Origin of the sequence: Streptomyces sp. NPDC006691 (assembly GCF_042869955.1) — a bacterium.
Lineage (GTDB): Bacteria > Actinomycetota > Actinomycetes > Streptomycetales > Streptomycetaceae > Streptomyces.
The window spans coordinates 19,711-45,689 of sequence record NZ_JBIAGW010000023.1; the positions used below are offsets into that span (position 1 = coordinate 19,711).

Consider the following 25,979-nt stretch of genomic DNA (forward strand, 5'->3'; position numbering starts at 1 on the left):
ACCAGTACTGACAGCGGAGGAGGCTACAGCTAATCTGACGGTTAGTCAGCTAGCAGGCGGAGGGGGCTTTCCGATGCGCGGGGACCTGGAGTGGGGCACGATCGCGAAGCTGGTGCGCGGCGCCGCCGCCCGGTACGGCGAGCGCGAGGCGGTGGTCGAGGGCCGTGGCCGCCTCTCGTACGCGGAGCTGGGGGAGCGGGTGGAGCGTGCGGCCGCCGCCTGCCTCGCGGCCGGTGTCGAGCCCGGCGACCGGGTCGCCATCTGGGCGCCCAACACCGCCGACTGGATCGTCTCGGCGCTCGGCGCGGTCACGGCGGGGGCGGTCCTGGTGCCGCTGAACACCCGGTTCAAGGGCGCGGAGGCGGCGTACGTCCTCGACAGCAGTCGGGCCAAGCTGCTGTTCGTGACGGGCACCTTCCTCGGCACCTCCTACGTGGCCTCGCTGCGCCGCGCGACCGCCGAGGGGCCCGGGGCCGGCCCGCTGCCCTCGCTCCCGCACCTGGAGCAGGTGGTGGTCCTCTCCGACGACGCCCCCGACGACTTCCGTACGTGGAAGGACTTCCTGGCGGGCGGGGAGGGGATCTCGGGCGCGGAGGTCGCGGCACGCGCGGACGCCATCGCCCCGGACTCGCCCTCCGACATCGTCTACACCTCGGGCACCACGGGCCGCCCCAAGGGCGCGGTGATCACCCACGCGCAGACGCTGCGCGGCTACGCGATCTGGTCGGAGCTCGCGGGGCTGCGCGAGGGCGACCGGTACCTGATCGTGAACCCGTTCTTCCACACCTTCGGCTACAAGGCGGGCGTCATCGCCTGTCTGATGCGGGGCGCGACGATGGTGCCGCAGCCCGTGTTCAACATCGACACCGCCCTCGCCAACATCGCCGCCGAACGCATCTCCGTCCTGCCCGGACCGCCCACCCTCCACCAGTCCCTCCTGGACCACCCCACCCGCGACCAGCACGACCTCAGCGCCCTGCGCCTGGTGGTGACCGGGGCGGCGGTGGTGCCGCTGCGCCTGGTCGAGCGGCTGCGCGGCGAGCTGGGCGTGGACACCGTCCTGACCGCGTACGGCCTGTCCGAGGCGAGCGGCATCGTCACGATGTGCCGCCGCGGCGACCCGGCGGGCGTCATCGCCGCCACCTCCGGCCGCGCGATACCCGGCACCGAGGTCCGCGTCCTGGCCGGTCCGGGGGAGCCCGGCGAGATCCTGGTACGCGGCTTCAACGTGATGCGGGGCTATTTCGAGGACCCGGCGGAGACGGCCCGCGCGATCGACCCGGACGGCTGGCTGCACACCGGGGACATCGGCGTCCTGGACGAGGCCGGCAACCTGCGCATCACCGACCGGATCAAGGACATGTTCATCGTCGGCGGCTTCAACGCCTATCCGGCCGAGATCGAACAACTCCTGGGCCTGCACCCGGAGGTGGCCGACGTGGCGGTGATCGGCGTCCCCGATCCGCGCTTGGGCGAAGTGGGCCGCGCCTACGTCGTCCGCCGCCCCGGCTCACCTCTGACCGCCGACGACCTGATCGCCTGGTCGCGCCGTGAGATGGCCAACTACAAGGTGCCCAGGGAGGTCGAGTTCGTGGCGGAACTCCCGCGCAACGCGAGCGGGAAGGTGGTGAAGGGGGAGTTGCGGGGGCGGTGAAGCCCCGGCCGACCGTCCGGACGTGCCGCGGTGCGGACCCACCCCCAGCGGGCCCGCACCACGTCGTGAAGCCGTACGAACCCGCCCCCCAGCGGGCCCGCACCGCGTAGTTGATCCCCCGTATCCCCCGAGTCCCCCGTATCCCCGGTGTCCCCCCGTGTCTCCGGCTGCGGCGGCTCCCCTCCGTGCCGCCGCGGCCGGTCCCCGCTCCGGGCGGCTCTACTGGGCCGCTGCCCTGAAGGGCTCCGAGGTCGCGTGCTGGTCCATGGTGGTGATCGCCGGTTCGTCCGTGGCGTGCTGGTCGAACGTGGTGATCGGGGAGCCGGTGGGCGGCTGCTGGTCGAGTGTGGCGATGGCGGGTTCGTCCGTGGCGTGCTGGTCCTGCGGCGTGACGATCGGCGGCTCGTTCTTCTTCACGTCGCCCATGTTTCTCATCTCCCGTTGATGACGCTGCCTGATGGAAGAGGCGAAACCGTCCGGCCACTCCCCCGAGGGTGGCCGGACGGACTTGCCAGGCCGACAGGTGGAGTCCGGCCTTCCGGTCGGCTCGCGCGCCCCCCGACGCGGCGGGCCGACACGTAAGACAATGCCGGACCCCGATAAACGTTCAATGAACGCCCTGACCGGGGGGCGTTATGCGGCCGCCACGGGGCTGAGCAGAGCGCGTACCTGGTCCGCCTCCGGGGAGCCCAGCTCCTCGAAGATGGCCAGCGCGTCGCGCCAGCAGACCTGCGCCCGGCCCGCGTGCCCTATGCCGGCCAGGGCCTGGCCGAGCACGGTGAGCACATTGCCGCGCCGCCACTCCCCGCCGATGCCGCGCAGCACCGTGAGCGCCATCTCGGCGTTGGCCGCCGCCTGCGCGGGCCGCCTGCCCGCCAGGTCGACCTCCGCGAGCCGGAACAGCGTCATGCCCTCCCACAGCCGTTGGCGGCTGTCCCGGAAGACGGCCAGTGCCTCGTTGAGCCGGTCCGCCGCCGCGCGCAGCTGACCGCTCTTGGTGAGCGCGAGCCCCAGTGCGTAACGGCCGTTGGCGCCGCGCAGCTCGTGCCCCATCGCGTCGTAGATGTCGATGCCCTCCTGGGCGAGGGTGACCGCGCTCGCGGTGCGGCCCATCGCCAGGTGGATGCGGGACAGGTTGCACAGCGCGCTGGCCTCGCCGGGCCGGTTGTCGTCGGCGCGGAACGCCTCGATGGCGCGCGTGAGATGACCTTCGCCGTCGGTGGGCCGGTTCTGGTAGAGCGCGATGATGCCGCGCGCGTTGGAGGCCCAGCACAGCGGCAGCGGATCGTGCGTGGGACCCGCGAGGCGCATGGCCTCCTGTGCCTCGCGGTCGGCGTGCTCGAACCGGCCGGCCAGCTGGTGCACGTTGGCCAGGGTCATCACCGCGCGCCCCTCGGCCTGGGTGTCGCCCCGGGTCCGGGCGGCCTCGCGCACGGCCTCGGCGGTCGCCTCGTACTGCCGGGAGTTGGCGCCGGACTCGCCGAGGTCGAGCGCCGCGTACAGCAGGTCGACGGCCCGGCGCAGCGTGGCCGGACCCGACAGCTGGCGTACGCAGGCGAGCAGCGGGTCGGCCTCGGCGTACAGCCAGTCCTGCGCGCGGTGGCGGTCGCCGAAGGAGAGCCCCCGGTAGGTGGTGGGCTCCAGGTGGTCCACGAGGCGGTCGCCCGGGCGCTCCAGGGCGTACACCCCGGACGCCGTCGCCAGGTAGAAGTCGAGCAGGCGGGACAGGGCCGACTCGCGTTCCGCCGGGGGCAGGTCGTCGCGCTCGGCGCAGGAGCGCGCGTAGAGGCGTACGAGGTCGTGGTAGCGGTAGCGGCCCGGCGCGGCCGACTCCACCAGGGACGTGTCGACGAGCGACTCCAGGATGTCCTCGGTCTCCTGCTGCGGGAGGTCGAGGACGGCGGCCGCCGCGGCCAGCGAGATGTCGGGGCCGTCGGGCAGCCCGAGCAGCCGGAAGGCGCGGGACTGGGCGGGCTCCAGCTGGCCGTAGCCGAGCTCGAAGGTCGCCTTGACCGCGAGGTCGCCGGCTTGGAGCTCGTCCAGCCGGCGGCGCTCGTCCGCGAGCTTCGCGGCCAGCACCGAGACCGTCCAGGTGCGGCGCGCGGCGAGCCGGGAGGCGGCGATGCGGATGGCGAGCGGCAGGAAGCCGCAGGCGCCCACCACGTCCAGGGAGGCCTCGCGCTCGGCGGACACCCGCTCCTCGCCGACGATCCTGGTGAACAGCTGGAGCGCCTCTTCGGGGGACATCACGTCCAGGTCGACGAGGTGCGCGCCGGCCAGGCCGACCATGCGGATGCGGCTGGTGACCAGCGCCGCGCAGCCCGCCGTGCCCGGCAGGAGCGGCCGGATCTGGGCGGCGTCCCGGGCGTTGTCGAGCAGCACCAGGACCCGGCGGCCGTCGAGCGTGGAGCGGAACAGGGCGGCCCGCTCCTCCATCGACTCGGGGATCGCCGAGTCCGGGGTGCCGAGGGCACGCAGGAACGCGCCGAGCACGGTGTCCGGCTCGGCGAAGTGCTGGCCCGCGCCCTGGAGGTCGACGTAGAGCTGGCCGTCGGGGAAGTGGGGCCGGGCCGCGTGCGCCACGTGCACGGCGAGGGTGGTCTTGCCGACGCCCCCGATCCCGGCGAGTGCGGACACCGCCATCACCGTCGTCCCGGCGTCCGCGAGCCGCGAGGTGAGCTCCCGCACGAACGCGGCACGGCCGGTGAAGTCCGGTACGGAGGCGGGCAGTTGGGCCGGGCGGACCGGTGCGGGTGCGGCCGCCGCGGGTGCGTCGACGGGCGGGCCTGCGAGGTCCTGGTCGGCGCGCAGGATGCGCTGCTGGAGGTGGGCCAGTTCGGGCCGCGGGTCGACGCCGAGCTCGTCGGCGAGCAGCCGCCGGGTGTCCGCGTACACGGCGAGGGCCTCGGCCTGGCGGCCGCTGCGGTACAGGGCCAGCATCAGCAATTCGCGCAGCCGCTCGCGCAGCGGCTGGGCGGCGGTCAGCGCGGTCAGCTCGGAGACGGCCTCGGCATGGCAGCCCGCCTCCAGATCCAGGTCCAGGCGCGCCTCGATGAGCTGGAGACGCCACTCGGCGAGCCGGGTGCGCTGGTTCTCGGCGTACGGGCCCGGCACCCCGGCCAGCGGCTCGCCGTCCCAGTGCGCGAGCGCGGCGTTCAGCAGATCGCGGGCGCGGCCCTTCTCGCCGCCGGCCCGCGCCTTCTCGGCGGCCGTCGCCAGTTCCTGGGCCGCGGTGAGGTCGAGGGTGGCGGCGGCGGGCCGGATCGCGTACCCGCCGGACTCGCTGACCAGCACGTCCGGGTCGAGGACCTTGCGCAGCCGCGAGGCGTACGTACGGATCGCGGCCAGTGCCTGCGAGGGCGGGTCCTCGCCCCAGATGGCGTCGATGAGCTCGGCGGCGGTGGCGGTGCGGCCGTCGCGCAGCAGCAGGGCGGCGAGCAGGGCGCGCTGCTGCGGGGACCCGGACGGCAGCGCCTCGTCGCCGCGCCAGGCCCGTACCGGCCCGAGCACGCCGAAGCGGAGCCCGGCGCCGGCGGCCTCCGGGCCCGGCCCGGGCGTCAGCTCGCCGGGCCGCCCCGTCGCGTGCTGCGGCGGCGGTACCGGAGCGCGCTGCTCCGGTACGCGCGGCCCGCCGTCACGGTCCATAGCTGCCCCCTGTACCCCCGTACTCCTGGATTGCTCCCCGCCAGTCTGCCCTGTCCGGAGGGGCCGCGTCAGCAACGGGTGACGCTCTGCACAAGGCTTCGACACATGGTCTGCACACTCATCGCAAGCCCCCGGCGGCGGTCCTGACGGCCGGGGCGGGGCAGGAGGGGCGGCGCAACTAGCTGACGGATCGTCAGATCAGGTCTACCGTGAACGGCATGGAGACCTTCCCGAAGATCATCTCGGTGGACGACCACACGGTGGAGCCCCCCAACGTCTGGCGGGACCGCCTCCCGTCGAAGTACCGCGACACCGGACCGCGCATCGTGCGGGCCCCCCTGAAGGAAATGACCTTCCTGGGCGGCAAGTTCGCGCCGGTCATGGGCGCCAAGGGCGACGACGGACCGATCGGCGACTGGTGGGTGTACGAGGACCTGCACCGCCCGCTGACCCGCCTGGACACGGCGGTGGGCTACGCCAGGGACGAGATAAAGCTGGAGGTCATCACGTACGAGCAGATGCGCCCCGGCTCGTACGACGTGCCGGCCCGGCTCGCCGACATGGACGTCAACCACGTCCAGTCGGCCCTGTGCTTCCCGACCTTCCCCCGGTTCTGCGGCCAGACCTTCACCGAGGCCCCCGACCGCGAACTCGGGCTGCTCGCGGTGCGGGCCTACAACGACTGGATGGTGGACGAGTGGTGCGGCCCCGAGGCGCACGGCCGCCTCGTCCCGCTCACGCTCATCCCGTTGTGGGACGCGGAGCTGGCCGCCGCCGAGGTCCGCCGCAACGCCGCCCGCGGCGTGCGCGCGGTGGCCTTCTCCGAGATACCCCCGCACCTCGGCCTGCCCTCCATCCACACCGACGACTGGGACCCCTTCCTCGCCGCCTGCGACGAGACCGGCACGGTCATCGCCATGCACATCGGCTCCTCCAGCCGCATGCCCTCCACCTCGCCGGACGCCCCGCCGGCGGTCGGCTCCACCATCACCTTCGCCAACTGCTGCTTCTCGATGGTCGACTGGCTGATGAGCGGCAAGTTCGAGCGCTTCCCGCGGCTGAAGATCATGTACGCCGAGGGCCAGATCGGCTGGATCCCGTACATCCTGGAGCGCGCGGACGTGGTGTGGGAGGAGAACCGCGGCTGGGGCGGGGTGGCCGACAAGGTCCACCGCCCGCCGTCCGAGCTCTTCGCGGAGCACGTGTACGGCTGCTTCTTCGACGACGCGTTCGGCCTGAAGAACCTGGACGCGGTGGGCGTCGGCAACGTCCTGTACGAGACCGACTACCCGCACTCCGACTCGACTTGGCCCAAGTCGAAGGAGGTCGGCGAGGCACAGATGGGCCATCTGTCGCCGGACGTGGTGGAGCGGATCGTGCGGGGCAACGCGATCGAGTTGCTGGGTCTCAGCCCCGAGGGGCTCTGGACGGGGGCATAGCGATCTCGGCTCCGGGCCGCACGGCGCCCCCGCCCGCCGGAGCGGCCGCCCGCCTCCCGGCGGTGCGCCAGTGCCCGCACACCCCTTGCCTGACGGTCCGTCAGCTACGACGATGAGCCCACCAACTCATGTGACGGATCGTCAGATCAGGCTGGAGGCGGGCGCGCGGTGCCGATACTGCCGAACGGGCGACTGGTGTACGGGATGCAGCTCCCGGTCCAGTCGCAGAGCACCATCTACGCGGAGGGCTGGGAGGCCGGGGCCGGCCCCGAGGACCTGGCCGAGATCGCCCGGGCCGCCGACCGGTCCGGCTTCGCCTACCTCGCGAGCTGCGACCACGTCGGCGTCCCGCGACGGCTCGCGGGGCCGATGAGCACCATCTGGTACGACCCGGTCGCCACGCTCTCCTTCCTCGCGGGCATCACGGACCGGGTCCTGCTGATGAGCCATGTCGCGGTCGTGGGGCTGCGCCATCCGCTCGTCACCGCGAAGCAGTACGCGACTTTGGACCACCTCAGCGGGGGCCGGCTGATCCTGGGCGTCGGGGCCGGGCACGTGCGCGAGGAATTCGAGGCCGTCGGGGCGGACTTCGAGCGACGGGGGCCGGTTCTCGACGAGACCATCGACGCACTGCGGGCCGCGCTCGGACCCGAGGAGTACCCCTCCTTCCAGGGTGAACGCTTCGCCTTCGAGGGGCTCGGGCAGCGGCCCCGGCCCGCCCAGCGGCAGGTGCCGATCTGGGTGGGCGGCTCGTCCCCCGCCGCCGTCCGCCGGGCCGCGCTGCGCGGTGACGGCTGGCTCCCGCAAGGTGACCCACGTCATGAACTCCCGGCCCAGATAGCCAAGTTGCGCAGACTGCGGGAGGAGGCCGGGGTCGCCGACCCGATCACCGTCGGCGCGATCACCGAGGCGCTGTACGTCGGTGACCCCGGCTGGGACACCGGGCGCCGCACCCTCACGGGCAAGCCGGAGGCCCTCGCCGAGTCGCTGCGCGCCTACCGCGCGATGGGCGTGGACCAGATCCAGGTGCGCTTCCGGTCGCGGTCGCGCGCCGAACTCATCGACCAGATGGGCGCGTTCGGGGCCGAGGTCGCCCCGCACCTCAACGACTGAGCCTGCCGGTCACGCCCGCCAGGCACGTCACGCACGTCACGCACGTCACGCACGTCCCGTACACCCCGACGAACAGGAGGACCGCATGGGCAAGCTCGATGGGCGGGTCGTCTTCATCACCGGTGCCGCGCGCGGCCAGGGAGAGCAGGAGGCACGGCTCTTCGTGGCCGAAGGGGCCCGGGTCGTCGTCGCCGATGTGCTCGACGGGCAGGGCGAGGCGCTGGCCAAGGAGCTGGGGGAGCGGAACGCGCTCTTCGTCCACCTCGACGTGAGCCGGGAGGAGGAGTGGACGGCGGCCGTGGCCACCGCGAAGGACGCCTTCGGGAAGATCGACGGGCTGGTCAACAACGCCGGGATCCTGCGGTTCAACGCGCTCGTCGACACCCCGCTCGACGAGTTCATGCAGGTGGTCCAGGTCAACCAGGTCGGCTGCTTCCTCGGCATCAAGACGGTGGCGCCGGAGATCGGGGCGGCGGGCGGGGGCACGATCGTCAACACCGCCTCGTACACGGCGATGACCGGCATGAGCGCGGTGGGCACCTACGCCGCCACCAAGCACGCCATCCTCGGACTCACCCGGGTCGCCGCGATGGAGCTCGCGCATCTGGGGATCCGGGTCAACGCGGTGTGCCCGGGCGCCATCGACACCGCGATGTCCAACCCCGCCCAGCTGGACCCGACGGCGGACGCCGCGCAGACCTCGGCCGCCCTGGACGAGCTCTACCGCAAGCTGGTGCCCCTCGGGCGGGTGGGCAGGCCCGAGGAGGTGGCGGCGCTCGCCCTGTTCCTGTCCGGTGCGGACTCCTCGTACGTCACCGGGCAGCCGTTCGTGATCGACGGGGGCTGGCTGGCCGGAGTCTCGCTGTTCTGAGGCGGTAAAGGTCCCTCGCAGCACGGTACCTGACTGTGCGTCAGGTATTGACGGTGCTCGCGGCCGGTGGAACAGTCGAGCCCGTCACAATCTGACGATGCGTCAGAAACAAGTGATTCCCATGAAGGAGAAGTCCCTTGGAATTCGGACTCTTTGTGCAGGGATACGTGCCGGCAGCACGGTCCGCGGTCGACCCCATGGCGGAGCACAAGGCGCTGATGGAGGAGACGAAGTACGTCATCCAGGCCGACAAGTCCGGCTTCAAGTACGCCTGGGCCTCCGAGCACCACTTCCTGGAGGAGTACTCCCACCTCTCGGCCAACGAGGTCTTCCTCGGCTATCTCGCGCACGCCACCGAACGCATCCACCTCGGCTCCGGCATCTTCAACCCGCTGGCCCAGGTCAACCACCCGGTCAAGGTCGCCGAGAAGGTGGCCATGCTGGACCACCTCTCGGAGGGCCGCTTCGAGTTCGGCAGCGGCCGGGGCGCCGGCTCCCACGAGATCCTCGGGTTCATACCGGGCGTCACCGATATGAACTACACCAAGGAGATCTGGGAAGAGACCATCGCCGAGTTCCCCAAGATGTGGCTCCAGGAGGAGTACCCGGGGTTCCAGGGCAAGCACTGGTCGCTCCCGCCGCGCAAGATCTTCCCCAAGCCGTACGGGAAGTCGCACCCGGCCATGTGGTACGCGGCCGGGTCGCCGCCCTCGTACGCCATGGCGGCGCGCAAGGGGCTCGGGGTGCTCGGGTTCTCCGTGCAGAAGGTCTCCGACATGGAGTGGGTCCTGGAGCAGTACAAGACGGCGATCCAGGAGGCCGAGCCGATCGGGGACTTCGTCAACGACAACGTGATGGTGACCTCCACGGCGATCTGTGCGCCGACGCACGACGAGGCGGTGCGGATCGCCGTCGAGGGCGGCCTCAACCGGCTCCAGTCGCTGGTGTTCCGCTACCACGACACGTTCCCCCGGCCGGAGGGGATTCCGGAGTGGCCGGAGCTGCTGCCGGAGTACAACGCGGAGATCATCGAACTGCTCATCGCGGAGGAGCTGATGATCTGTGGCGATCCCGACGAGGTCACCGCGCAGTGCAAGCGGTGGGAGCAGGCGGGGGCGGACCAGCTGTCGTTCGGGCTGCCGATCGGGGTGCCGTTCGAGGACACGATGCAGACGATTCGGTTGATCGGGGAGCATGTGATTCCGCGGATCGACACGGACCCGGTCCACCGCACGTCCCGCTTCCGCGCCTCCGCCTAGCCCCCTGGGGCTCCGCCCCAGACCCCGGGAGGTTTGCCCACCCGCCCGCCCGTTGCTCGGGGTTGGTTGGTTCCGGCCCCCGGGGCTCCGCCCCGGACCCCGTATCGCGCCTGAACGGCGCTCGTCCTCAAACGCCGGACGGGCTGGAGATGCCCGATGTGGGCCGGCACCGAGGCTTTTAGGGGCGCGGGGAACTGCGCGAGCAACCACGCACGGTCCGCAGACGAAAGCGGGGCAAGGGGCGCGGGGAACTGCGCGAACGGCCACCGCCGGCCCGCAGCCGGCAGCGCGCCCGACGCTTTCCACCCCCGGAGGGTCTGACGCTTTCCACCCCCGGAGGGTCTCGGGAAGGGGCGGGGTGGGGGAATCCCCGGGGCCGGGGCGGAGCCCCGGGGAGTGGCCCCACCGGCCCGATGCCCCGAACAGACGCGGGGCGGTGTCTTCCCGGACCGCCGCCTCGTAACCGCCCCCGGCCGGAGGCCATTCGCGGCGACCCCCGGCCGGGGGCGAACTCCGTGCCCGACCCGCCCCGCCGGGGCGAACCCCGTACCCGACCCGCCCCGCCGGGGCGAACCCCGTACCCGTACCACCGCCCCCGGGGGCCAGCACCCACCGAGAAAGGGAACCCATGCTCGACCACCTGATCAAGGGCGCCACCCTCGTGGACGGGACCGGCGCCCCGGCCCGCCGGGCCGACGTCGGGATCCGCGGCGGCCGGATCGCCGTCATCGCGGCGCCCGGCACCGTCACCGAGGAGGCCACGAGCAGCGAGGACGCCACCGGCCTCGTCCTCGCCCCCGGGTTCGTGGACCCGCACACCCACTACGACGCCCAGCTCTTCTGGGACCCGTACGCCACCCCGTCCATGAACCACGGCGTCACGACCGTCGCCGGCGGCAACTGCGGATTCACCCTCGCCCCCCTCAACCCCGAGCGCCCCGAGGACGCCGACTACACCCGCCGCATGATGTCCAAGGTTGAGGGGATGTCCCTCAAGGCCCTGGAGGACGGCGTGAGTTGGGGGTGGTCCACCTTCGACGAGTACCTCCGTGCGCTCGACGGGCGGATCGCCGTCAACGCCGGGTTCATGGTCGGCCACTGCGCGCTGCGCCGGCACGTCATGGGCCCGGACGCGGTCGGCGGGCAGCCCACCCCCGAGCAGCTGGACGCCATGCTCGCGCTGCTCCACGACGCCATGGCCGCCGGGGCCTGGGGGCTCTCCACCACCCAGTCCTCCACCCACTCCGACGGGGACGGGAAGCCCGTCGCCTCGCGGCACGCCGAGCCCGCCGAACTCCTCGCCCTCAGCAGGGCGGTCGGTGAGCACGAGGGCACTCAGCTCGAAGCCATCGTCGCCGGCTGCCTCGACCAGTTCGCGGACGACGAGATCGACCTGCTCGTCGAGATGAGCGCCGCCGCGGGGCGCCCGCTCAACTGGAACGTCCTCACCATCGACGCCGCCGTACCCGAGCGCGTACCGCGCCAGCTCGTCCCCAGTGAGCGCGCCCGCAAGGCCGGTGGCCGCATCGTCGCGCTCACGATGCCGATCCTGACGCCCATGAACATGTCGCTCGGCACCTTCTGCGCCCTCAACCTCATCCCCGGCTGGGGCGAGATCCTCGCCCTGCCCGTCCCCGAGCGCATCGCCCAACTGCTCGACGCGGACGTACGGGCCGAGATGCTGCGCCGCGCCGACAGCAAGGAGGCCGGGATCTTCCGCCGCCTCGCCAACTTCGGCCGGTACGTCATCGGTGACACCTACAGCCCGGAGAACGAGGGTCTTTCGGGGCGGGTGGTCCAGGACATCGCCGCCGAGCGAGGGATCGACCCCTTCCGCTGTCTCGTCGAGATCTGTGCCAACGACCGCCTACGGACGGTCCTTTGGCCCATGCCGACCGACAACGACCCCGCCACCTGGGCGCTGCGCCGCGAGACCTGGGAGCACGAGGACGTACTGCTCGGCGGGTCGGACGCGGGGGCGCATCTGGACCGGATGTGCGGCGCCCCGTACACCACGCGCTTCCTCGGGGATTGTCTGCGCGGGCGCAGGCTCGTCCCCCTGGAGCGGGCCGTGCAGATGCTCACCGACGACCCCGCCCGGCTCTTCGGGCTGCGGGAACGGGGCCGGGTCGAGGAGGGCTTCCACGCCGACCTCGTCCTGTTCGACCCCGAGCGCATCGAGGCGGGCCCGGCCACCCTCGTGCACGACCTGCCGGGCGACAGCCCCCGGCTCGACTCCAAGGCCATCGGTGTCGTCTCGGTCCGGGTCAACGGCGTCGAGACCCTCCGGGACGACCGGGTGACGGGGGCCGTGCCGGGCACGGTGCTGCGTTCGGGCCGCGACACCAGGACGGTGAGCACCAAATGAGCCTGTCTGAAGGCGAGTTGTTCATCGGCGGGGAATGGGTCGCGCCCGACGGGGGCCACTACCCCGTGCTGGATCCCGCCACCGAGGAGGTCGTCGGGCTCGCGCCCGAGGCGAGCCGGGAGCAGGTCCACCAGGCGGCGGCCGCCGCCCGGGAGGCCTTCGGGCCGTGGTCGCGTACGCGCCCCGAGGAGCGGGCCGCGATCCTGGACCGCGCCGCCGAGCTCATGCAGCGCGACTTCGCCGCCCATGCCGAACTGGCCCGCGCCGAGACCGGAGCCACCACCGCCACCGCGCGCGGCATGCAGGTGGCGGTGGGTGTTTCGCGGTTCCGGCGGTATGCGCGGGGTGCCCTGGAGCCGGTGGAGCAGCCGCTCGTGCCGCAGATCAACGAGGCCGGGCCGATGGGCAGGGCCGGGGTGTTCGGGGCGCTCGCCGTGCGGCAGCCGGTGGGCGTGGTCACCTGTGTCACCTCGTACAACAACCCGTGGGCCAATCCGGCGGGCAAGGTCGCGCCCGCGCTCGCCATGGGCAACACGGTTGTGGTGAAGCCGGCCCCGCAGGACCCGCTGTCGGTGTTCAGGATGGCCGAGGCGCTGGCGGAGGCGGGGGTGCCGCGGGGGGTGGTGAACGTGGTCACCGGGTCCGCGCCCGCCGTGGGGGAGGCCGCGGTCGACTCGCCGGACGTCGACATGGTGTCCTTCACCGGCTCCACGGCCGTCGGTCAGCGCATTGCCGAGGTGTGCGGGCGCCACATGAAACGGCAGCTGATGGAGTTGGGCGGCAAGGGCGCGGCCCTGGTCTTCGACGACGCCGACCTCGACTCGGCGGTCCAGGGCATCGGCACCACCTTCTCCTTCTACAGCGGCCAGATCTGTACCGCCCCGACCCGGGTCCTGGTGCAGCGGGGCGTGCACGACCGGCTGGTCGAGAAGCTCGCGGGGTACGCGGGGTACCTGAAGGTCGGGGACCCCACCGCGCGGGACACGGTGGTCGGCCCGGTGATCTCGGCCGCACACCGCGACCGCGTGGAGTCCTATGTGGAACTGGGCCGCAAGGAGGGCGCCACGGTCGTGGCGGGCGGCGAGCGCCCACCACTGGAACGGGGTTTCTATGTGGCCCCCACCCTCCTCGCGGACTGCACCAACGACATGCGGGTGGCCCGCGAGGAGATCTTCGGCCCGGTCGTCGTGGTGATCCCCTTCGACGACGAGGAGGAGGGCGTCGCGCTGGCCAACGACAGTGAGTACGGCCTGCTCGACTACGTGTGGTCCGGGGACGTGGCCCGCGCCTTCCGCGTCGCGCGCCGGCTCCGCGCGGGCGGGGTCGGCGTGAACACGATCGGCCGCAACATGGAGGCGCCGTTCGGCGGCTTCAAGAAGAGCGGGGTGGGCCGCGACGTCGGCTCGTACGCGCTGCACGCGTACAGCGAGATCCAGTCGATCGTCTGGCCCGGCTAGCCGCTCCCAGGACTTCCCGGGCCCCCCGGGTGCTACTTGGGCTGGAGCTCGGCCATCTTGTTCCAGCCCTGCCCGGGCACCTGGACGTTGATGATGTCCGGGGTGACGGCGATGGCGCCGGCCATCGCCTCCATCCCGGCCCGGAAGTGCTCGGAGTCGACGTGCGCCGCCCCCGCCGCGTCGTCGGCGAAGGCTTCGAGCAGGGTGTACTGGTTCGGGTCGTCCACGCTGCGCGACCAGTCGTAGAACAGGTTGCCCGGCTCGGCGCGGGTGGCGCGGGTGAAGTCGTCGACGATGGTGAGCCAGTTGTCGGCGTGCTCGGGGCGGACGGTGAAACGGACAGCGATGAAGATCATGCCCCTACCGTGCCGGTAAGGGCCGTTTGGTTGCAAACCGGATCATTCCCGGGGGAACTCGTCCGTCGAGAGGACGAGGTCGACAACCGTGCCGGTCAGGTCGAGGTCGTTCCCGAAGGGCACCTTGAGCTCGCTGACGTAGTCCCCCATCTTGGGCTGGGTGTAGACGTGGCACTTGCCCTGATACGGATCGGCGATCACGTAGACCGGGACCTCGGCCTTCGCGTAGGCGATCCGCTTGGGACCGTAGTCGTTGGCACCGGTGCCCTTCGAAACCACCTCCGCGACGAACTCCACGTCGTCGTGGACGAAGCGTCGTGCGCCGTGCTCCACGGAGGCCTCGGACACGAGGATGACGTCCGAGCAGAAGCCGTTCAGGTGTCCCGGGTAGTCGATCCGGACATCGGAGAGAAGGCGCTTCCGTGGAAACTTCTTCCTCATTTGTTCAAAAATGTCCGCAATGATGTCCCAGTGGATGCTCCGCTGCGGCGTCATGAAGACGTCCCCCTCGACAATGTCGATGCGATAACCCTCAAGGGCGGGTGTCTTCTGGAATGACTCGAACAGCGTGTCGAGCATGCGCTCGTTGTTCCTGTTCTCGGCCATCTCGATCCTGTCGTCGGTCTCGTCGTCCGTGATCCGGTCGTCGACAACGGTCATGGTGGCGCTTCTCCCCGGCCGCTTCTCGAACGAACACAGCCGCGCAGTACAACGATACGCACGGTGACGGGGTTACGTCGGGTGTTGTGTCAGCCCTCCAGGAACACCGGGTTCGTGAACGCCGTCAGGGGGCCCGGCAGGCCCGGTGTCGCGGGGGCGTGGCGGACCTCGGCGCGGATGTAGGTCGCGTACGAGGGGGTGGTCGCCCACTCGGCCGTGCCGGTGCCCGAGGCGGGGAGCGGGGTCGTGTACAGGGTGCCCTGGTCCGTGACGAAGGACACCGAGCAGCCGGGGGCGCCGGTCACCTCCAGGCGGGCCGTGACCGGCTCGTCCGCGCCGGCCCGCAGGCGTCCGCCGATGCCCGCGTGCTGGCCGTGGCCGCCGGAGACCGAGAACGAGAGCGACACCGCCGCCGACTCCGCCACGTACGAGCGGCCCGCCTTCAGGCCCGCCTGGATCGCCTCGCGGGAGAGGTCGTCGGCCAGCACCACCGTCTGCGGGCCGCCGACGCGGTCCGGGTCGCGGTGGGCGTCGCTGTTGCCCATCGCCGGGAGCCACGGCCTGTTCGAACGGGCGGCGACGGCAAGGGTGTTGTCCCATTCCTGGAGGGTGACCTCGTCGTCGGGGGTGTAGGGGCCGTTCCACACCTCCACCGCGTCCGCGTCGCCGAAGCCGAACTTCCAGCCGCAGCCGACGCAGGTGGCGTGCGGGTGGGCCGGGACGACCAGGCCGCCCGCCGCGCGGGCCTCGCGCGCGAAGCGGCCGAAGCGGTTGTCCCGGGCCCGGTAGCGCCAGTCGATGAAGTGGCCCGGCTCGGTGCCGAGGGCGACCACATGGCCGTTGCGGGTGGTTATCTCCTCGCCCGTCATGATCAGCAGGTCGTCGCCCCACAGGCCCTGCCAGGCCCGGTGACCCGAAGTGGTGTTGTGCTCCGAGGTGTTGATGAAGTCCAGGCCGGCCGCGCGCGCGAGCGCCGCTATCTCGGCCGGGGTGCGCCCGCCGTCCGAGTGCACCGAGTGCAGATGGCAGTCGCCCCGGTACCAGGCCCGGCCCCGGCCCTTGGCCCGGACCGGCGGATAGACCGGGGCGGGGCTCGTGCCGGGCTCGCCGTACTTCAGGGTGACCGTCACCGTGTACGGCAGGCCCTGCGGGGCCACCGTGTAGGGGCCGAGCGCGATGTGCCAGGTCCCGGCGCGCACCGGGCCGCGCAGATACCCGGGGGTCGCGTCGTCGGCGCGGATGAAGAACGCGCTGCGCGCCCCGCCCGACCAGCCGCGGAACCCGGCCCCGCCGAGGGCCGTGCCCCGCTCGTCGAAGATGCCGATGTCGAGCGCGTTGCCCTGGGTGCCGGCCGGTACAGGCGTCTTCTCGTACGCGTACGAGACCGCCAACTCCCTTACCCCGTGCGGGACTTCGACCGGGAGGTACACGAAGTCGGGCGAGCCGGACGGCAGCGTGCCGCGCACCACCTTGGTCTCGTCGGGGCGGCCGCCGCCGGCCCCGCCGCTCGGCGCCGCGTTCGCGAAGCTCACGGTTCCCAGGGTGAGGGCGGTGGCCGCGCCCGTCACGATGAGGCCGCGTCTGCCGATGGATCCGGATCCGTTCTCGGTCATGAGCTGAGCTCCCAACGGGTCGAGAGGGGGAGGAGTCGAGCGGGGCGGGAATCGAAGGGGCCGGCTGGGGGCGGTCGCCCCCACCGGTCGCCTGCCCACTGTGGTACCCGCGGGTGAACGCGGGGAGTCCGGGAGTTGAGGGACCGTGTCCGATTCGCGCGGCGCGCGGACACGGCCGGCGGGCATCCCTTGCGGCCTCGCGGCCCTGGGGATAGGAAGTGATCCCCACCGCGGACCGACCGGAAGGTATGCCGATGCGCATCGCCGTCACGATCTTCCTCACCGACCAGACCGTCACCCCCGTCCGCCTCGCCCGCGAGCTGGAGGAGCGCGGGTTCGCCGGGCTCTACCTGCCCGAGCACACCCACATTCCGGTGGAGCGGGCCACTCCCTACCCGGCGGGCGGGGAGCTGCCGGCGGAGTACGGGCGCACCCTCGATCCGTTCGTGGCGCTCGGCCAGGCCTCGGCGGTCACCGAGCGCCTGCACCTCGGCACCGGGATCACCCTGGTCGCCCAGCACGACCCGATCGACCTCGCCAAGCAGATCGCCACGCTCGACCATCTGTCCGGCGGGCGCTTCACACTCGGGCTCGGCTACGGCTGGAACAGGGAGGAGGCCGCCGACCACGGCGTCGAGTGGACGACCCGGCGCGACCTCGTCCGGGACCGGATGGCCCTCATGCGCGCCCTGTGGGCCGATGAACCCACGCCCCACGAAGGCGAGTTCGGGTCGGTCCGGGCCTCGTACGCGTACCCCAAGCCGCACCGTGGCGGCGCGCCGCGCACCCTGGTCGGGGGCGCCGCCGGGCCGAAGCTGTTCGCGGGCATCGCCGAGTACGCGGACGGCTGGCTGCCCATCGGCGGGCGCGGCCTGAGCGAGTCGCTGCCCGTGCTGCGGCAGGTGTGGGCGGACGCCGGGCGCGCGGAGGGCGACCTCCAGGTCGTCCCGTACGCGGTCCTGCCGGAGGCCGGCAAGCTGGCGCACTACGCGGACCTCGGCATCGACGAGGTCGTGCTCCAACTGCCGTCCGCCGACGAGACCTCGGTGCTCAAGGTGCTCGACGAGTACGCCCGGTACCTGTAGGCGGCCCGGCGTCAGTGGCGGGGGCGGGGGCGGCCCCGGAACGCCGGACCGCCCCCGGTCCGCCTCAGGCCAGCGGGATCTCCAGGTACGACGGGTCCTCGTCGGGCGAGGTGACCGTGATCGTGCCGGGGGTCTCGGCGGCGGGGCCGTAGAACGGGTCCACCGAGTCCAGGACCAGCATCAGGCGGTGCCCGGCCTTCACGTCGTACCCCGTGACCTGGAGCGCGATGTCGACGGTGGCCGGCTCCTTCGGGGCGGCGCCGAGGACGGTGTACGGGGCGTGCGTGATGATGCGGGCGATCCCGAGCGCGTTGACGTCGAAGAGGTACGCCACGAACGTCGAGTCCGCCGCGCTCGGGGCCACCGTCAGCCGCAGCCGGGGCACGCCCCGCAGCAGCTGGCGCGAGGGCAGCGGCGCGGTCGTCCACACCCCGGCCGCCTCCCGGTCGATCTTCCCGGTGCGGTACGCCTTGGGCAGGCCGGCCAGCTCGGCGTAGCCGGTGACCAGGATCTGGTCGGCGACCGTGGCCGGGGTGTCGGTGCCGGTGCGGAACGTGGTGTGCCAGCCGTTGGCGGGCTTGTCCAGGAGCCCGCCGTCCTTGCCGCCCTCGGCGGGGCCGGTCAGATGGAAGCGCTCGGGGGTGCCGGTGGCCGCGTCCCAGGTCGGCCGGGACTCCAGACCCCGGCCCCACATGATCTCGCTGACCACCTGGTCCTCGGCGCCGGACGCCTCGTCGAAGGCGGCGGCCGCGCTCTCGTCGTCGTCCGCCTCCAGGAGGTGCTGGTCGAACCAGCGGTGCGCCTCCTGCCAGATCCGGTTGGGCAGGCCGAGGATGCCGGTCATCTCGGGGCCCGAGTGGTCGCCGATCGACCAGAGCAGCCGCTTGGGACCGCTCAGCGCGTTGAACGTCTTCAGGGTCTGGTTGCCCGGGAACAGCGTCTCGTGCCAGGCCTGCGAGAAGAGCACCGGCACCTGACGCTCATTCAGCTTGCCGACCCGGTGGAATGGCGAGCGCTCGGCCGCCCACCGCAGCGTCTCCTCGACGTTCTCGTTGGCCAGGACGTCGTCGAAGGCCTGCTGGGTGCGCTCGCTGAGCCGGGCCGTCGCGGCCGCGCCGAGCAGGGTGCGCACGGCGGCCACGTGCCGGGTGCCGTTCTCGTAGAACGCCTCGCCCAGATCGCCCCAGGTGCTGAGCGCGACCACGGCCCGTACCCGGGGGTCCTCGGCGGCGACGAGCTGGCTGATGCCCGAGCCGTAGGAGTCGCCGAGGAAGCCGACGCGGCCGATCGCGCCGGAGGTCTGCTCGATGAGGTGGTCGAGGGCCTTGATGCCGTCGGTGACGTCGGCCTCGCCGGCCACCTCGACCTCGCCGCCGGACTCGCCGAAGCCCCGCGCGGTGTAGGCCAGTACGTGGTAGCCGCGCCGGGCGAAGCGCATCGCCTGCACGGCATACACGGTCCAGCCCTGCTTGGCCCACGGCGAGGGCATCACGATCAGCGGGTGCGGTCCCTCGCCCTTGTGCAGCCATAACGCGGCGTCCAGCTCCACACCTTCGCCGACCGGCACCTTCACCCCGTCCCGGAAGGTCGCGGCCGCGCGCGCCTCACAGACCTCGGCCGCCCGCGCGGGGGAGAGCTGCGAGGTGTCGCCGCTGCGCAGGGCCTGGACGACCTGGGCGAGCGCGCCTTCGTCCAGTTCCGGGTACAGGCTGGTGACGGCGTCCGGTTGCGTTCCCTTTGAAGTCACGTCGGTCCCACTCCAGTTCGTCGACTTGCGCGGGTGTCGTTGCACGGGTGTCGCCGCTCGGGCCCGGAGCGACTCCCAGTATCTAGGTGAACGCGCAGCGTATTGGGGGCTTTTCGCAGGGATCGGCCGGAAACGCTCCCCGGGTGGTGCCGGAGGGCCGGGCGGGACGCCGGGGGCCCCGTCGCGAAGGCGCGCTCGTATCCTCGGAGGATGACTTCCAGCGCGCAGCCCCCGCAGGCAGAAGGACCGGACGCGGCCCACCGGCCCTCCGCCGCACCGACCGCCAACTCGATGCGGCGCGCGCTGAAACGCGCCAGGGACGGGGTGGCGCTGGACGTCGCCGAGGCGGCCGTGCTGCTCCAGGCCCGGGGCGCCGACCTCGACGACCTCACCGCGTCCGCCGCCCGGGTGCGCGACGCGGGCCTCGCGGCAGCGGGGCGGCCGGGCGTCATCACGTACTCCAAGAGCGTGTTCGTCCCGCTCACCCGGCTGTGCCGGGACAAGTGCCACTACTGCACCTTCGTCACCGTGCCCGGCAAGCTGCGCCGGGCCGGCCACGGCATGTTCATGTCCCCCGACGAGGTGCTCGACATCGCGCGCAAGGGTGCCGAACTGGGCTGCAAGGAAGCCCTGATCACGCTCGGCGACAAGCCCGAGGACCGCTGGCCCGAGGCGCGCGAGTGGCTGGACGCGCACGGCTACGACGACACGATCGCGTACGTACGCGCCATGGCGATCCGCATCCTGGAGGAGACGGGCCTGCTCCCGCACCTCAACCCCGGGGTGCTCTCGTGGACCGACTTCCAGCGGCTCAAGCCCGTCGCGCCCTCCATGGGCATGATGCTGGAGACCACCGCGACCCGGCTGTGGTCCGAGCCGGGCGGCCCGCACTACGGTTCCCCGGACAAGGAACCGGCCGTGCGGCTGCGGGTGTTGGAGGACGCCGGCCGCTCGTCGGTGCCGTTCACCAGTGGGCTGCTCATCGGGATCGGCGAGACGTACGAGGAGCGCGCGGACTCGCTGTTCGCGCTGCGCCGCATCGCGCGCTCGTACCACGGCATCCAGGAACTCATCATCCAGAACTTCCGCGCGAAGCCGGACACGGCGATGCGGGGCATGCCCGACGCCGAACTCGACGACTTGGTCGCCACGGTGGCGGTGGCCCGGCACATCATGGGCCCCTCGGCCTGTCTCCAGGCGCCGCCGAACCTGGTCGCGGGCGAGTACGGCCGGCTGATCGGGGCGGGCATCGACGACTGGGGCGGGGTCTCGCCGGTCACCATCGACCACGTCAACCCCGAGCGGCCCTGGCCGCGCATCGACGAGCTCGCCGAGAAGTCCGGCGCGGCCGGGTTCTCGCTGCGCGAACGGCTGTGCATCTACCCGGAGTTCGTCCAGCGCGGCGAGCCGTGGCTGGACCCCCGGCTGCTGCCGCACGTGCGCGCGCTCGCCGACCCGCAGACGGGCCTGGCGAACGAGGGCGCCGAGGTGCGCGGGCTGCCGTGGCAGGAGCCCGACGAGGGCTTCGCCGCCAGTGGCCGCACCGATCTGCACCACACCATCGACACCGAGGGCCGCACCGGCGACCGCCGCGAGGACTTCGACTCGGTGTACGGAGACTGGGCGGCCCTGCGCGAGGCGGCGGCGCCGGGCATGGTGCCCTCCCGCATTGACGCGGACGTGCGCCAGGCCCTTTCGGTCGCCGCCGACGACCCGACGAAGCTGAGCGACGACGAGGCGCTCGCGCTGCTGCACGCCGACGGCGAGGCCCTGGATGCGCTGTGCCGGGTCGCGGACGACGTCCGCAAGTCGGTGGTGGGCGACGAGGTGACGTACATCGTCACGCGGAACATCAACTTCACCAACGTCTGCTACACCGGCTGCCGCTTCTGCGCCTTCGCACAGCGCCGCACGGACGCGGACGCGTACACGCTCTCGCTCTCGCAGGTCGCCGACCGGGCCGAACAGGCCTGGGAGGTCGGGGCGGTCGAGGTCTGCATGCAGGGCGGCATCCACCCCGACCTGCCCGGCACCGCCTACTTCGACATCGCGAAGGCGGTCAAGGAGCGCGTCCCTGGCATGCACGTCCACGCGTTCTCGCCGATGGAGGTCGTCAACGGCGCGACCCGCACCGGGATGTCGATCCGCGAGTGGCTGACCGAGGCGAAGGCATCCGGTCTGGACTCGATCCCGGGCACGGCGGCGGAGATCCTGGACGACGAGGTCCGCTGGATCCTCACCAAGGGCAAGCTGCCCACCGCCACCTGGATCGAGGTGGTGAAGACCGCCCACGAGCTGGGCATCCGCTCCTCCTCCACGATGATGTACGGGCACGTCGACCAGCCCCGCCACTGGCTGGGCCACTTCCGCACGCTGGCCCGCATCCAGCAGGAGACCGGCGGCTTCACCGAGTTCGTGACGCTGCCCTTCATCCACACCAACGCCCCGGTGTATCTGGCCGGCATCGCCCGCCCGGGCCCCACGGCCCGTGACAACCGGGCGGTGACCGCCATGGCGCGCCTGCTCCTGCACCCGCACATCCCCAACATCCAGACCAGCTGGGTGAAGCTGGGCCAGGAGGGCGCGGCCGAGATGCTGCGCTCGGGTGCCAACGACCTGGGCGGCACCCTGATGGAGGAGACCATCTCCCGTATGGCGGGCTCCAGTTACGGCTCGTACCGTTCCATCCAGGACCTGGTCGCCATCGCGGACGCGGCGGGCCGCCCCTCCCGCCCGCGCACCACGCTGTACGGCGAGGTCCCGCCGGAGCGCATGACGGCCGCGCACGCCTCGGACGGTCATCTGCCGGAGCTGCTGCCGGTGTTGGGGGACTGAACGGACCTGTCGGGCGGCGCGCACCAGGCCGATTTCGGACAGGTGCGGTCCGGCGCCGCCCGATATGGTCGAGGTGGGGAGCGAGCCGGCCTCGGCCGGTGGGGAGTGGGGGAAGGTGGGGGGCGTGCGGCCTTCGATGCAGGAGCTCATCCGGCGGCGCAAGCGCGCCGGATTCGTGGGGCGGCGCGATGAACTCGCCCTGTTCCGGCGGAACTTCGACATTCCCGTCGACGACGAGCGGCACCGGTTCGTGTTCCGGGTGCACGGCAACGCCGGGGTCGGCAAGACGTTCCTGGTCCGGGAGCTGGAGCAGGCGGCCGTCGAGCGCGGGGTGCTGACCGCCTACACCGACGAGAGCGTGGACGGCGTCCCCGAGGCCATGGGTGCGATCAGCGCCCGGTTCGCCCGCCAGGGCTCGCCGCTCAAGGCGCTCGATCGCATTCTGGCCACCTACCGGCAGCGCCGCTACGAGGCCGAGGCGGCGGGCGCGGGCGGCGGGGCCGGGTCGGGGCCCTCGGCGGGGGCGGTCGTCGCGGCGCAGGCCGGCCTCGCCGGGATCGGGCTGGTGCCCGGGGTCGGGGTGCTCGCGACCACCGTCGACGCGACCCAACTGGCCGAGGGCGCCGAGCGGTTGAGGGCGGCGCTCAGCGCACGCCTGGGGCGCCAGGAGGACGTCCAGCTCGTCCTGGACCCGCTGCGCGTGCTCACGCCGGTGTTCGTCGAGGAGCTGGGCCGGGTGGCCGCGCAGGTGCCGTGGATCGCCCTGTTCTTCGACACCTACGAGCGCACCGGCGCCTACCTCGACGGCTGGCTGTGCGATCTGGTCACCACCGACCGCTACGGCGGTCTGCCCGCCAACACCGTCCTCACCCTGTCCGGCCAGGGCCGCCCCGACCCCTTGGGCTGGCCCGCCGCCACGGACTACGCCACCGACCTCCCGCTCGAACCCTTCACGGAGGACGAGGCCCGTCAACTGCTGGCTGCGAAAGGCGTGGTGGAGGAGGACGTCGTCCGCGATGTGCTGCGCCTCTCCGGGCGCCTCCCGGTACTCGTCAGCACTCTCGCCGGCAGCAGTCCGGCGACCCCCGGCGACATCGGCGACCCGAGCGCCACGGCGGTGGAGCGGTTCCTGAAGTGGGAGCCCGACCCGGTGCGCCGCTCCGCCGCGCTCGAAGGGGCGCTGCCGCGCCGGCTCGACGAGGACGTCTTCCGGGCGGCCGTGACCGGCGACGCGGCCGGTCTCTTCGACTGGCTGCGCTCCCTGCCGTTCGTACGGGACCAGGGCGGCCGCATCAAGTACCACGACGTCGTCCGCGCCCCGATGCAGCGCCTCCAGCGCACCTCGTCACCGCAGCGCTGGCGGGCCGGGCACGAGCGGCTGGCCGCCTGGTACGGACGCGAGCGGGCCGCCGCCGAAGGACCGTCCTGCGGACGCTGGCGGGACGAGGCCTGGCGCGAGCCGCGCCTTGAGGAGCTCTACCACCGGCTGTGCGCCGACCCGGCCGGCGCGTTCGCGGACGCGCTGCGCGACGGCATCGAGTCCTGCCGCCAGGGCACGGTCACCGCGCGCCGCTGGGCCCGGGTGATCGCCGAGGCCGGTGAGGACGGCAACCGCGAGGCGCTGCGCAAGTGGGGCGCCGCCTGCCTCGCCGCCCTGGCCGCCGAGCGCAGGCACGGCATCGACGTCCTCGGCATGATGCTGGCCCGCCCCGAACTCACCGACGCGGACCGGGTCGCCGTGTACATCGCCCGGGCCTGGGGCCACTTCAGGACCGAGGCGTACGAGCCGTCCCTGGCCGACTACCGCCGGGCCCTCACCCTGGACGGGTCCAGCGCCGACGCGCACCACGGCCGGGCCGTGGCCCACCGGGCCGTCGGCGACTGGGCGGCGGCCCTCGCCGACCTCGACCGGCTCGAAGAACTGGAGCCCGGCCGCGCCCGCGCGCCCCGCGAGCGCGGCGAGACCCACCGGCGCGCGGGCCGCTACGAGGACGCCGTCACCGAGCTGTGCCGGGCCCTCGCGCTCGACCCGTCCGACGCCCTCACGCTCGGCAGCCGCGGCCAGGCGTACGCCCAACTCGGCCGCCCCGTAACGGCGTTGGAGGACTTCGACCGGGCGCTGCTCATCGACCCCGACTACGGCTGGGCGCTGGTGCGCCGGGCCCATGTGCGGGGGCAGCTGGGCGACACCGAGGGCGCGCTCGCCGACCTGGACCGGGCCGAGCGGCTCTCGCCGTCGTGGGCGTGGGTGCTGGGCGAGCGCGGCGACGTCTACCGGTTCGCGGCCCGCTACGAGGAGGCCGTCGCCGCCTACGGGCGGGCCCTCGCGCTCGACCCCGGCTACGCGTGGGCGTTCGGCAGCCGGGCGGTGGCGCTGGCCGAGCTGGGCCGGCGCACCGAGGCGCTCGCCGACCTGGACCGGGCGGTGGCCCTGGTGCCGGGCTACCGGTGGGCGTACGAGCAGCGGGCCCGGCTGCACCGGGCCGAGGGCCGGGAGCGGGAGGCGCTCGCCGACCTGGCGCGCGCCGCGCAGGCGGACACGGCCCGGGGCATCCCGCGCGGCCCGCTGCCCGCCGACGAGGGCGACCCCGCCTATCCGGCCGCCCGGCCCGTGCCCGGCCCCACCCCCCGGCCGTGATCGGGCTTCGTCCCGGGCCGGTCAATTGGCCCTCTTAAACGGGCGCATCCGTTCAGGTACCGTGCTGCCGCATGAGCGCAGCAGCCGGAGCCACCGCACCCGTCTGGGGTCGCGCCGAACAGCAGGACTTCCGTAGCCGGGTACGGGGCACTCTGCTGGGCGGGGCGATCGGGGACACGCTGGGCGCGGGCGTCGCCACCCTCGCCCTGAGCGAGATCCGCGAGCGGTACGGCCCGGACGCGCTCGGCGATCTCGTCCCCGTGTACGGCAGACCGGGTGCGGTGAGCGCGGCCACCCAGCTCACCCTGTTCACCGTCGACGGGCTCATACGCGCCCAGGTGCGCCGCGACACCGGCGCCTGGCACCCGCCCACCGATGTGCACCGGGCGCATCTGCGGTGGGCCGCCACCCAGCGCGACTGGGGGCCCGACGAGCGCCGCGAGGACAACGGCTGGCTGGCCCGCGAGGAGTGGCTCTACGCCCGCCGTGACCCGGCCAAGGCCTGTCTGGTGGGGCTCGGCGACGACCTCATGGGCACCCTGGACCAGCCCAAGAACCCGAACGCGGACGACCCCGCGGCCCTCACCCGCTCCGCCCCCTTCGGGCTCCTGGTGGGCTGGGAGCCGCAGCTCGTGCTCCAGCTCGCCGTGGAGTGCGCGGCGCAGACCCACGGCGACCCGGCGGCCTACCTGGCGGCGGGCGCCCTCGCCGTCATCGTGCACGGGCTGGCCCGGGGCGAGTCCATGGACGGTGCCGTCCAGCGCACCCTGGCCCAGCTCGCCGTGCGCCCCGGGCACCAGCGCGTCACCGAGGCGCTCCAGCACGCGCTCGGCGCCGTACGCCAGGGCATGCCGAGCCCCGCCCTGGTCGCGACCCTCGGCACCGGCCACAGCGCGCCCGAGGCCCTCGCGATCGGCGTGTACTGCGCGCTCGTCGGCGAGGACATCCGGCACGGGCTGCTGCTCTCGGTCAACCACGACGGCCCGTCCGACGCCACCGGCACCGTCTGCGGCAGCCTGCTCGGGGCGATGCACGGCGAGACCGCGCTGCCGCCCGCCTGGCTCGCCCAGCTCGAAGGCCGCTCGACGCTGCTCGAACTCGCCGACGACTTCGCGATGGAGATGACGCAGGGGCCCGCGCTGCACGGTCCCGCCGTCAACACGGCGGGCTGGCTGCTGCGCTACCCGAGGGGCTGAAACCACTCGTAAGGGCGAAGGATTGGCTCAAATGCCGCGTGTC

The 25,979-nt window shown here is 72.8% G+C and carries 17 protein-coding genes; 11 read left to right on the forward strand and 6 right to left on the reverse strand.

Annotated features, from left to right (window positions below):
• Positions 1 to 73: 73 nt before the first annotated feature.
• The gene (locus ACFYNP_RS33330) at positions 74 to 1,654 is read left to right on the forward strand and encodes a FadD3 family acyl-CoA ligase (RefSeq protein WP_388790849.1); all 1,581 of its coding nucleotides are present in this window, start codon (positions 74 to 76) and stop codon (positions 1,652 to 1,654) included.
• Between the two features lie 219 nt (positions 1,655 to 1,873).
• Here the strand turns inward: ACFYNP_RS33330 and ACFYNP_RS33335 are convergent, their stop codons facing one another.
• Together ACFYNP_RS33335 and ACFYNP_RS33340 are read right to left on the reverse strand one after the other, a co-directional pair.
• On the reverse strand, positions 1,874 to 2,080 hold the full coding sequence (locus ACFYNP_RS33335; protein WP_388420000.1) for a hypothetical protein: 207 nt from the start codon (positions 2,078 to 2,080) through the stop codon (positions 1,874 to 1,876).
• Between the two features lie 207 nt (positions 2,081 to 2,287).
• Positions 2,288 to 5,299 carry a BTAD domain-containing putative transcriptional regulator gene (locus tag ACFYNP_RS33340; RefSeq protein ID WP_388419998.1) on the reverse strand — a complete coding sequence of 1,004 codons (3,012 nt, stop codon included), beginning with the start codon at positions 5,297 to 5,299 and terminating at the stop codon, positions 2,288 to 2,290.
• A 218-nt stretch (positions 5,300 to 5,517) separates the two neighbouring features.
• Between ACFYNP_RS33340 and ACFYNP_RS33345 the strand changes: the two genes are divergently transcribed.
• The 6 genes from ACFYNP_RS33345 (at position 5,518) to ACFYNP_RS33370 (ending at position 13,806) form a co-directional block, all read left to right on the forward strand.
• Positions 5,518 to 6,738, forward strand: coding sequence for an amidohydrolase family protein (locus ACFYNP_RS33345; protein WP_388790851.1), 1,221 nt, complete (start codon positions 5,518 to 5,520; stop codon positions 6,736 to 6,738).
• A 204-nt stretch (positions 6,739 to 6,942) separates the two neighbouring features.
• Positions 6,943 to 7,851 carry an LLM class F420-dependent oxidoreductase gene (locus tag ACFYNP_RS33350; RefSeq protein WP_388790933.1) on the forward strand — a complete coding sequence of 303 codons (909 nt, stop codon included), beginning with the start codon at positions 6,943 to 6,945 and terminating at the stop codon, positions 7,849 to 7,851.
• Between the two features lie 85 nt (positions 7,852 to 7,936).
• Positions 7,937 to 8,722, forward strand: coding sequence for an SDR family NAD(P)-dependent oxidoreductase (locus ACFYNP_RS33355; protein ID WP_388419994.1), 786 nt, complete (start codon positions 7,937 to 7,939; stop codon positions 8,720 to 8,722).
• Positions 8,723 to 8,859: 137 nt separating this feature from the next.
• Positions 8,860 to 9,981: an LLM class flavin-dependent oxidoreductase gene (locus ACFYNP_RS33360; RefSeq protein ID WP_100574011.1), complete on the forward strand. Its 1,122-nt coding sequence runs from the start codon at positions 8,860 to 8,862 to the stop codon at positions 9,979 to 9,981.
• Between the two features lie 628 nt (positions 9,982 to 10,609).
• Positions 10,610 to 12,349: an amidohydrolase family protein gene (locus ACFYNP_RS33365; protein ID WP_388790853.1), complete on the forward strand. Its 1,740-nt coding sequence runs from the start codon at positions 10,610 to 10,612 to the stop codon at positions 12,347 to 12,349.
• Positions 12,346 to 13,806: an aldehyde dehydrogenase family protein gene (locus tag ACFYNP_RS33370; RefSeq protein WP_388790855.1), complete on the forward strand. Its 1,461-nt coding sequence runs from the start codon at positions 12,346 to 12,348 to the stop codon at positions 13,804 to 13,806. Before ACFYNP_RS33365 ends, ACFYNP_RS33370 begins: the two co-directional genes overlap by 4 nt.
• Positions 13,807 to 13,838: 32 nt before the next feature.
• Here ACFYNP_RS33370 and ACFYNP_RS33375 read toward each other — a convergent pair whose 3' ends face one another.
• The 3 genes from ACFYNP_RS33375 to ACFYNP_RS33385 form a co-directional block, all read right to left on the reverse strand.
• On the reverse strand, positions 13,839 to 14,162 hold the full coding sequence (locus ACFYNP_RS33375; protein WP_388419989.1) for a putative quinol monooxygenase: 324 nt from the start codon (positions 14,160 to 14,162) through the stop codon (positions 13,839 to 13,841).
• 42 nt (positions 14,163 to 14,204) lie between these two features.
• On the reverse strand, positions 14,205 to 14,822 hold the full coding sequence (locus ACFYNP_RS33380; protein ID WP_388419987.1) for a Uma2 family endonuclease: 618 nt from the start codon (positions 14,820 to 14,822) through the stop codon (positions 14,205 to 14,207).
• 89 nt (positions 14,823 to 14,911) lie between these two features.
• The gene (locus ACFYNP_RS33385) at positions 14,912 to 16,435 is read right to left on the reverse strand and encodes a CehA/McbA family metallohydrolase (RefSeq protein WP_388790857.1); all 1,524 of its coding nucleotides are present in this window, start codon (positions 16,433 to 16,435) and stop codon (positions 14,912 to 14,914) included.
• 254 nt (positions 16,436 to 16,689) lie between these two features.
• Between ACFYNP_RS33385 and ACFYNP_RS33390 the strand changes: the two genes are divergently transcribed.
• Positions 16,690 to 17,520 (forward strand): TIGR03619 family F420-dependent LLM class oxidoreductase, encoded by an 831-nt coding sequence (locus tag ACFYNP_RS33390; protein ID WP_388790859.1) that lies wholly within the window; start codon positions 16,690 to 16,692, stop codon positions 17,518 to 17,520.
• Positions 17,521 to 17,584: 64 nt separating this feature from the next.
• Here the strand turns inward: ACFYNP_RS33390 and ACFYNP_RS33395 are convergent, their stop codons facing one another.
• A complete protein-coding gene (locus ACFYNP_RS33395; RefSeq protein WP_388790861.1) occupies positions 17,585 to 19,267 on the reverse strand; it encodes a CocE/NonD family hydrolase in 1,683 nt (560 codons plus the stop codon).
• 210 nt (positions 19,268 to 19,477) lie between these two features.
• Between ACFYNP_RS33395 and ACFYNP_RS33400 the strand changes: the two genes are divergently transcribed.
• From ACFYNP_RS33400 to ACFYNP_RS33410, 3 genes are all read left to right on the forward strand, one after another.
• Positions 19,478 to 22,102, forward strand: coding sequence for a bifunctional FO biosynthesis protein CofGH (locus ACFYNP_RS33400; protein ID WP_388790863.1), 2,625 nt, complete (start codon positions 19,478 to 19,480; stop codon positions 22,100 to 22,102).
• A gap of 124 nt (positions 22,103 to 22,226) precedes the next feature.
• Positions 22,227 to 24,740: a tetratricopeptide repeat protein gene (locus tag ACFYNP_RS33405; RefSeq protein WP_388790865.1), complete on the forward strand. Its 2,514-nt coding sequence runs from the start codon at positions 22,227 to 22,229 to the stop codon at positions 24,738 to 24,740.
• Between the two features lie 71 nt (positions 24,741 to 24,811).
• The gene (locus tag ACFYNP_RS33410; protein ID WP_388419976.1) at positions 24,812 to 25,936 is read left to right on the forward strand and encodes an ADP-ribosylglycohydrolase family protein; all 1,125 of its coding nucleotides are present in this window, start codon (positions 24,812 to 24,814) and stop codon (positions 25,934 to 25,936) included.
• Positions 25,937 to 25,979: the final 43 nt, after the last annotated feature.

Bases quoted from the DNA above. Each gene is read 5' to 3' on its own strand.
- ACFYNP_RS33400 (WP_388790863.1), top strand. From the start codon at position 19,478: ATGACTTCCAGCGCGCAGCCCCCGCAGGCAGAAGGACCGGACGCGGCC.
- ACFYNP_RS33390 (WP_388790859.1), top strand. From the start codon at position 16,690: ATGCGCATCGCCGTCACGATCTTCCTCACCGACCAGACCGTCACCCCC.
- ACFYNP_RS33410 (WP_388419976.1), top strand. From the start codon at position 24,812: ATGAGCGCAGCAGCCGGAGCCACCGCACCCGTCTGGGGTCGCGCCGAA.
- ACFYNP_RS33335 (WP_388420000.1), bottom strand. From the start codon at position 2,080: ATGGGCGACGTGAAGAAGAACGAGCCGCCGATCGTCACGCCGCAGGAC.
- ACFYNP_RS33350 (WP_388790933.1), top strand. From the start codon at position 6,943: ATGCAGCTCCCGGTCCAGTCGCAGAGCACCATCTACGCGGAGGGCTGG.
- ACFYNP_RS33355 (WP_388419994.1), top strand. From the start codon at position 7,937: ATGGGCAAGCTCGATGGGCGGGTCGTCTTCATCACCGGTGCCGCGCGC.
- ACFYNP_RS33370 (WP_388790855.1), top strand. From the start codon at position 12,346: ATGAGCCTGTCTGAAGGCGAGTTGTTCATCGGCGGGGAATGGGTCGCG.
- ACFYNP_RS33330 (WP_388790849.1), top strand. From the start codon at position 74: ATGCGCGGGGACCTGGAGTGGGGCACGATCGCGAAGCTGGTGCGCGGC.
- ACFYNP_RS33375 (WP_388419989.1), bottom strand. From the start codon at position 14,162: ATGATCTTCATCGCTGTCCGTTTCACCGTCCGCCCCGAGCACGCCGAC.
- ACFYNP_RS33365 (WP_388790853.1), top strand. From the start codon at position 10,610: ATGCTCGACCACCTGATCAAGGGCGCCACCCTCGTGGACGGGACCGGC.
- ACFYNP_RS33340 (WP_388419998.1), bottom strand. From the start codon at position 5,299: ATGGACCGTGACGGCGGGCCGCGCGTACCGGAGCAGCGCGCTCCGGTA.
- ACFYNP_RS33385 (WP_388790857.1), bottom strand. From the start codon at position 16,435: ATGACCGAGAACGGATCCGGATCCATCGGCAGACGCGGCCTCATCGTG.
- ACFYNP_RS33345 (WP_388790851.1), top strand. From the start codon at position 5,518: ATGGAGACCTTCCCGAAGATCATCTCGGTGGACGACCACACGGTGGAG.
- ACFYNP_RS33380 (WP_388419987.1), bottom strand. From the start codon at position 14,822: ATGACCGTTGTCGACGACCGGATCACGGACGACGAGACCGACGACAGG.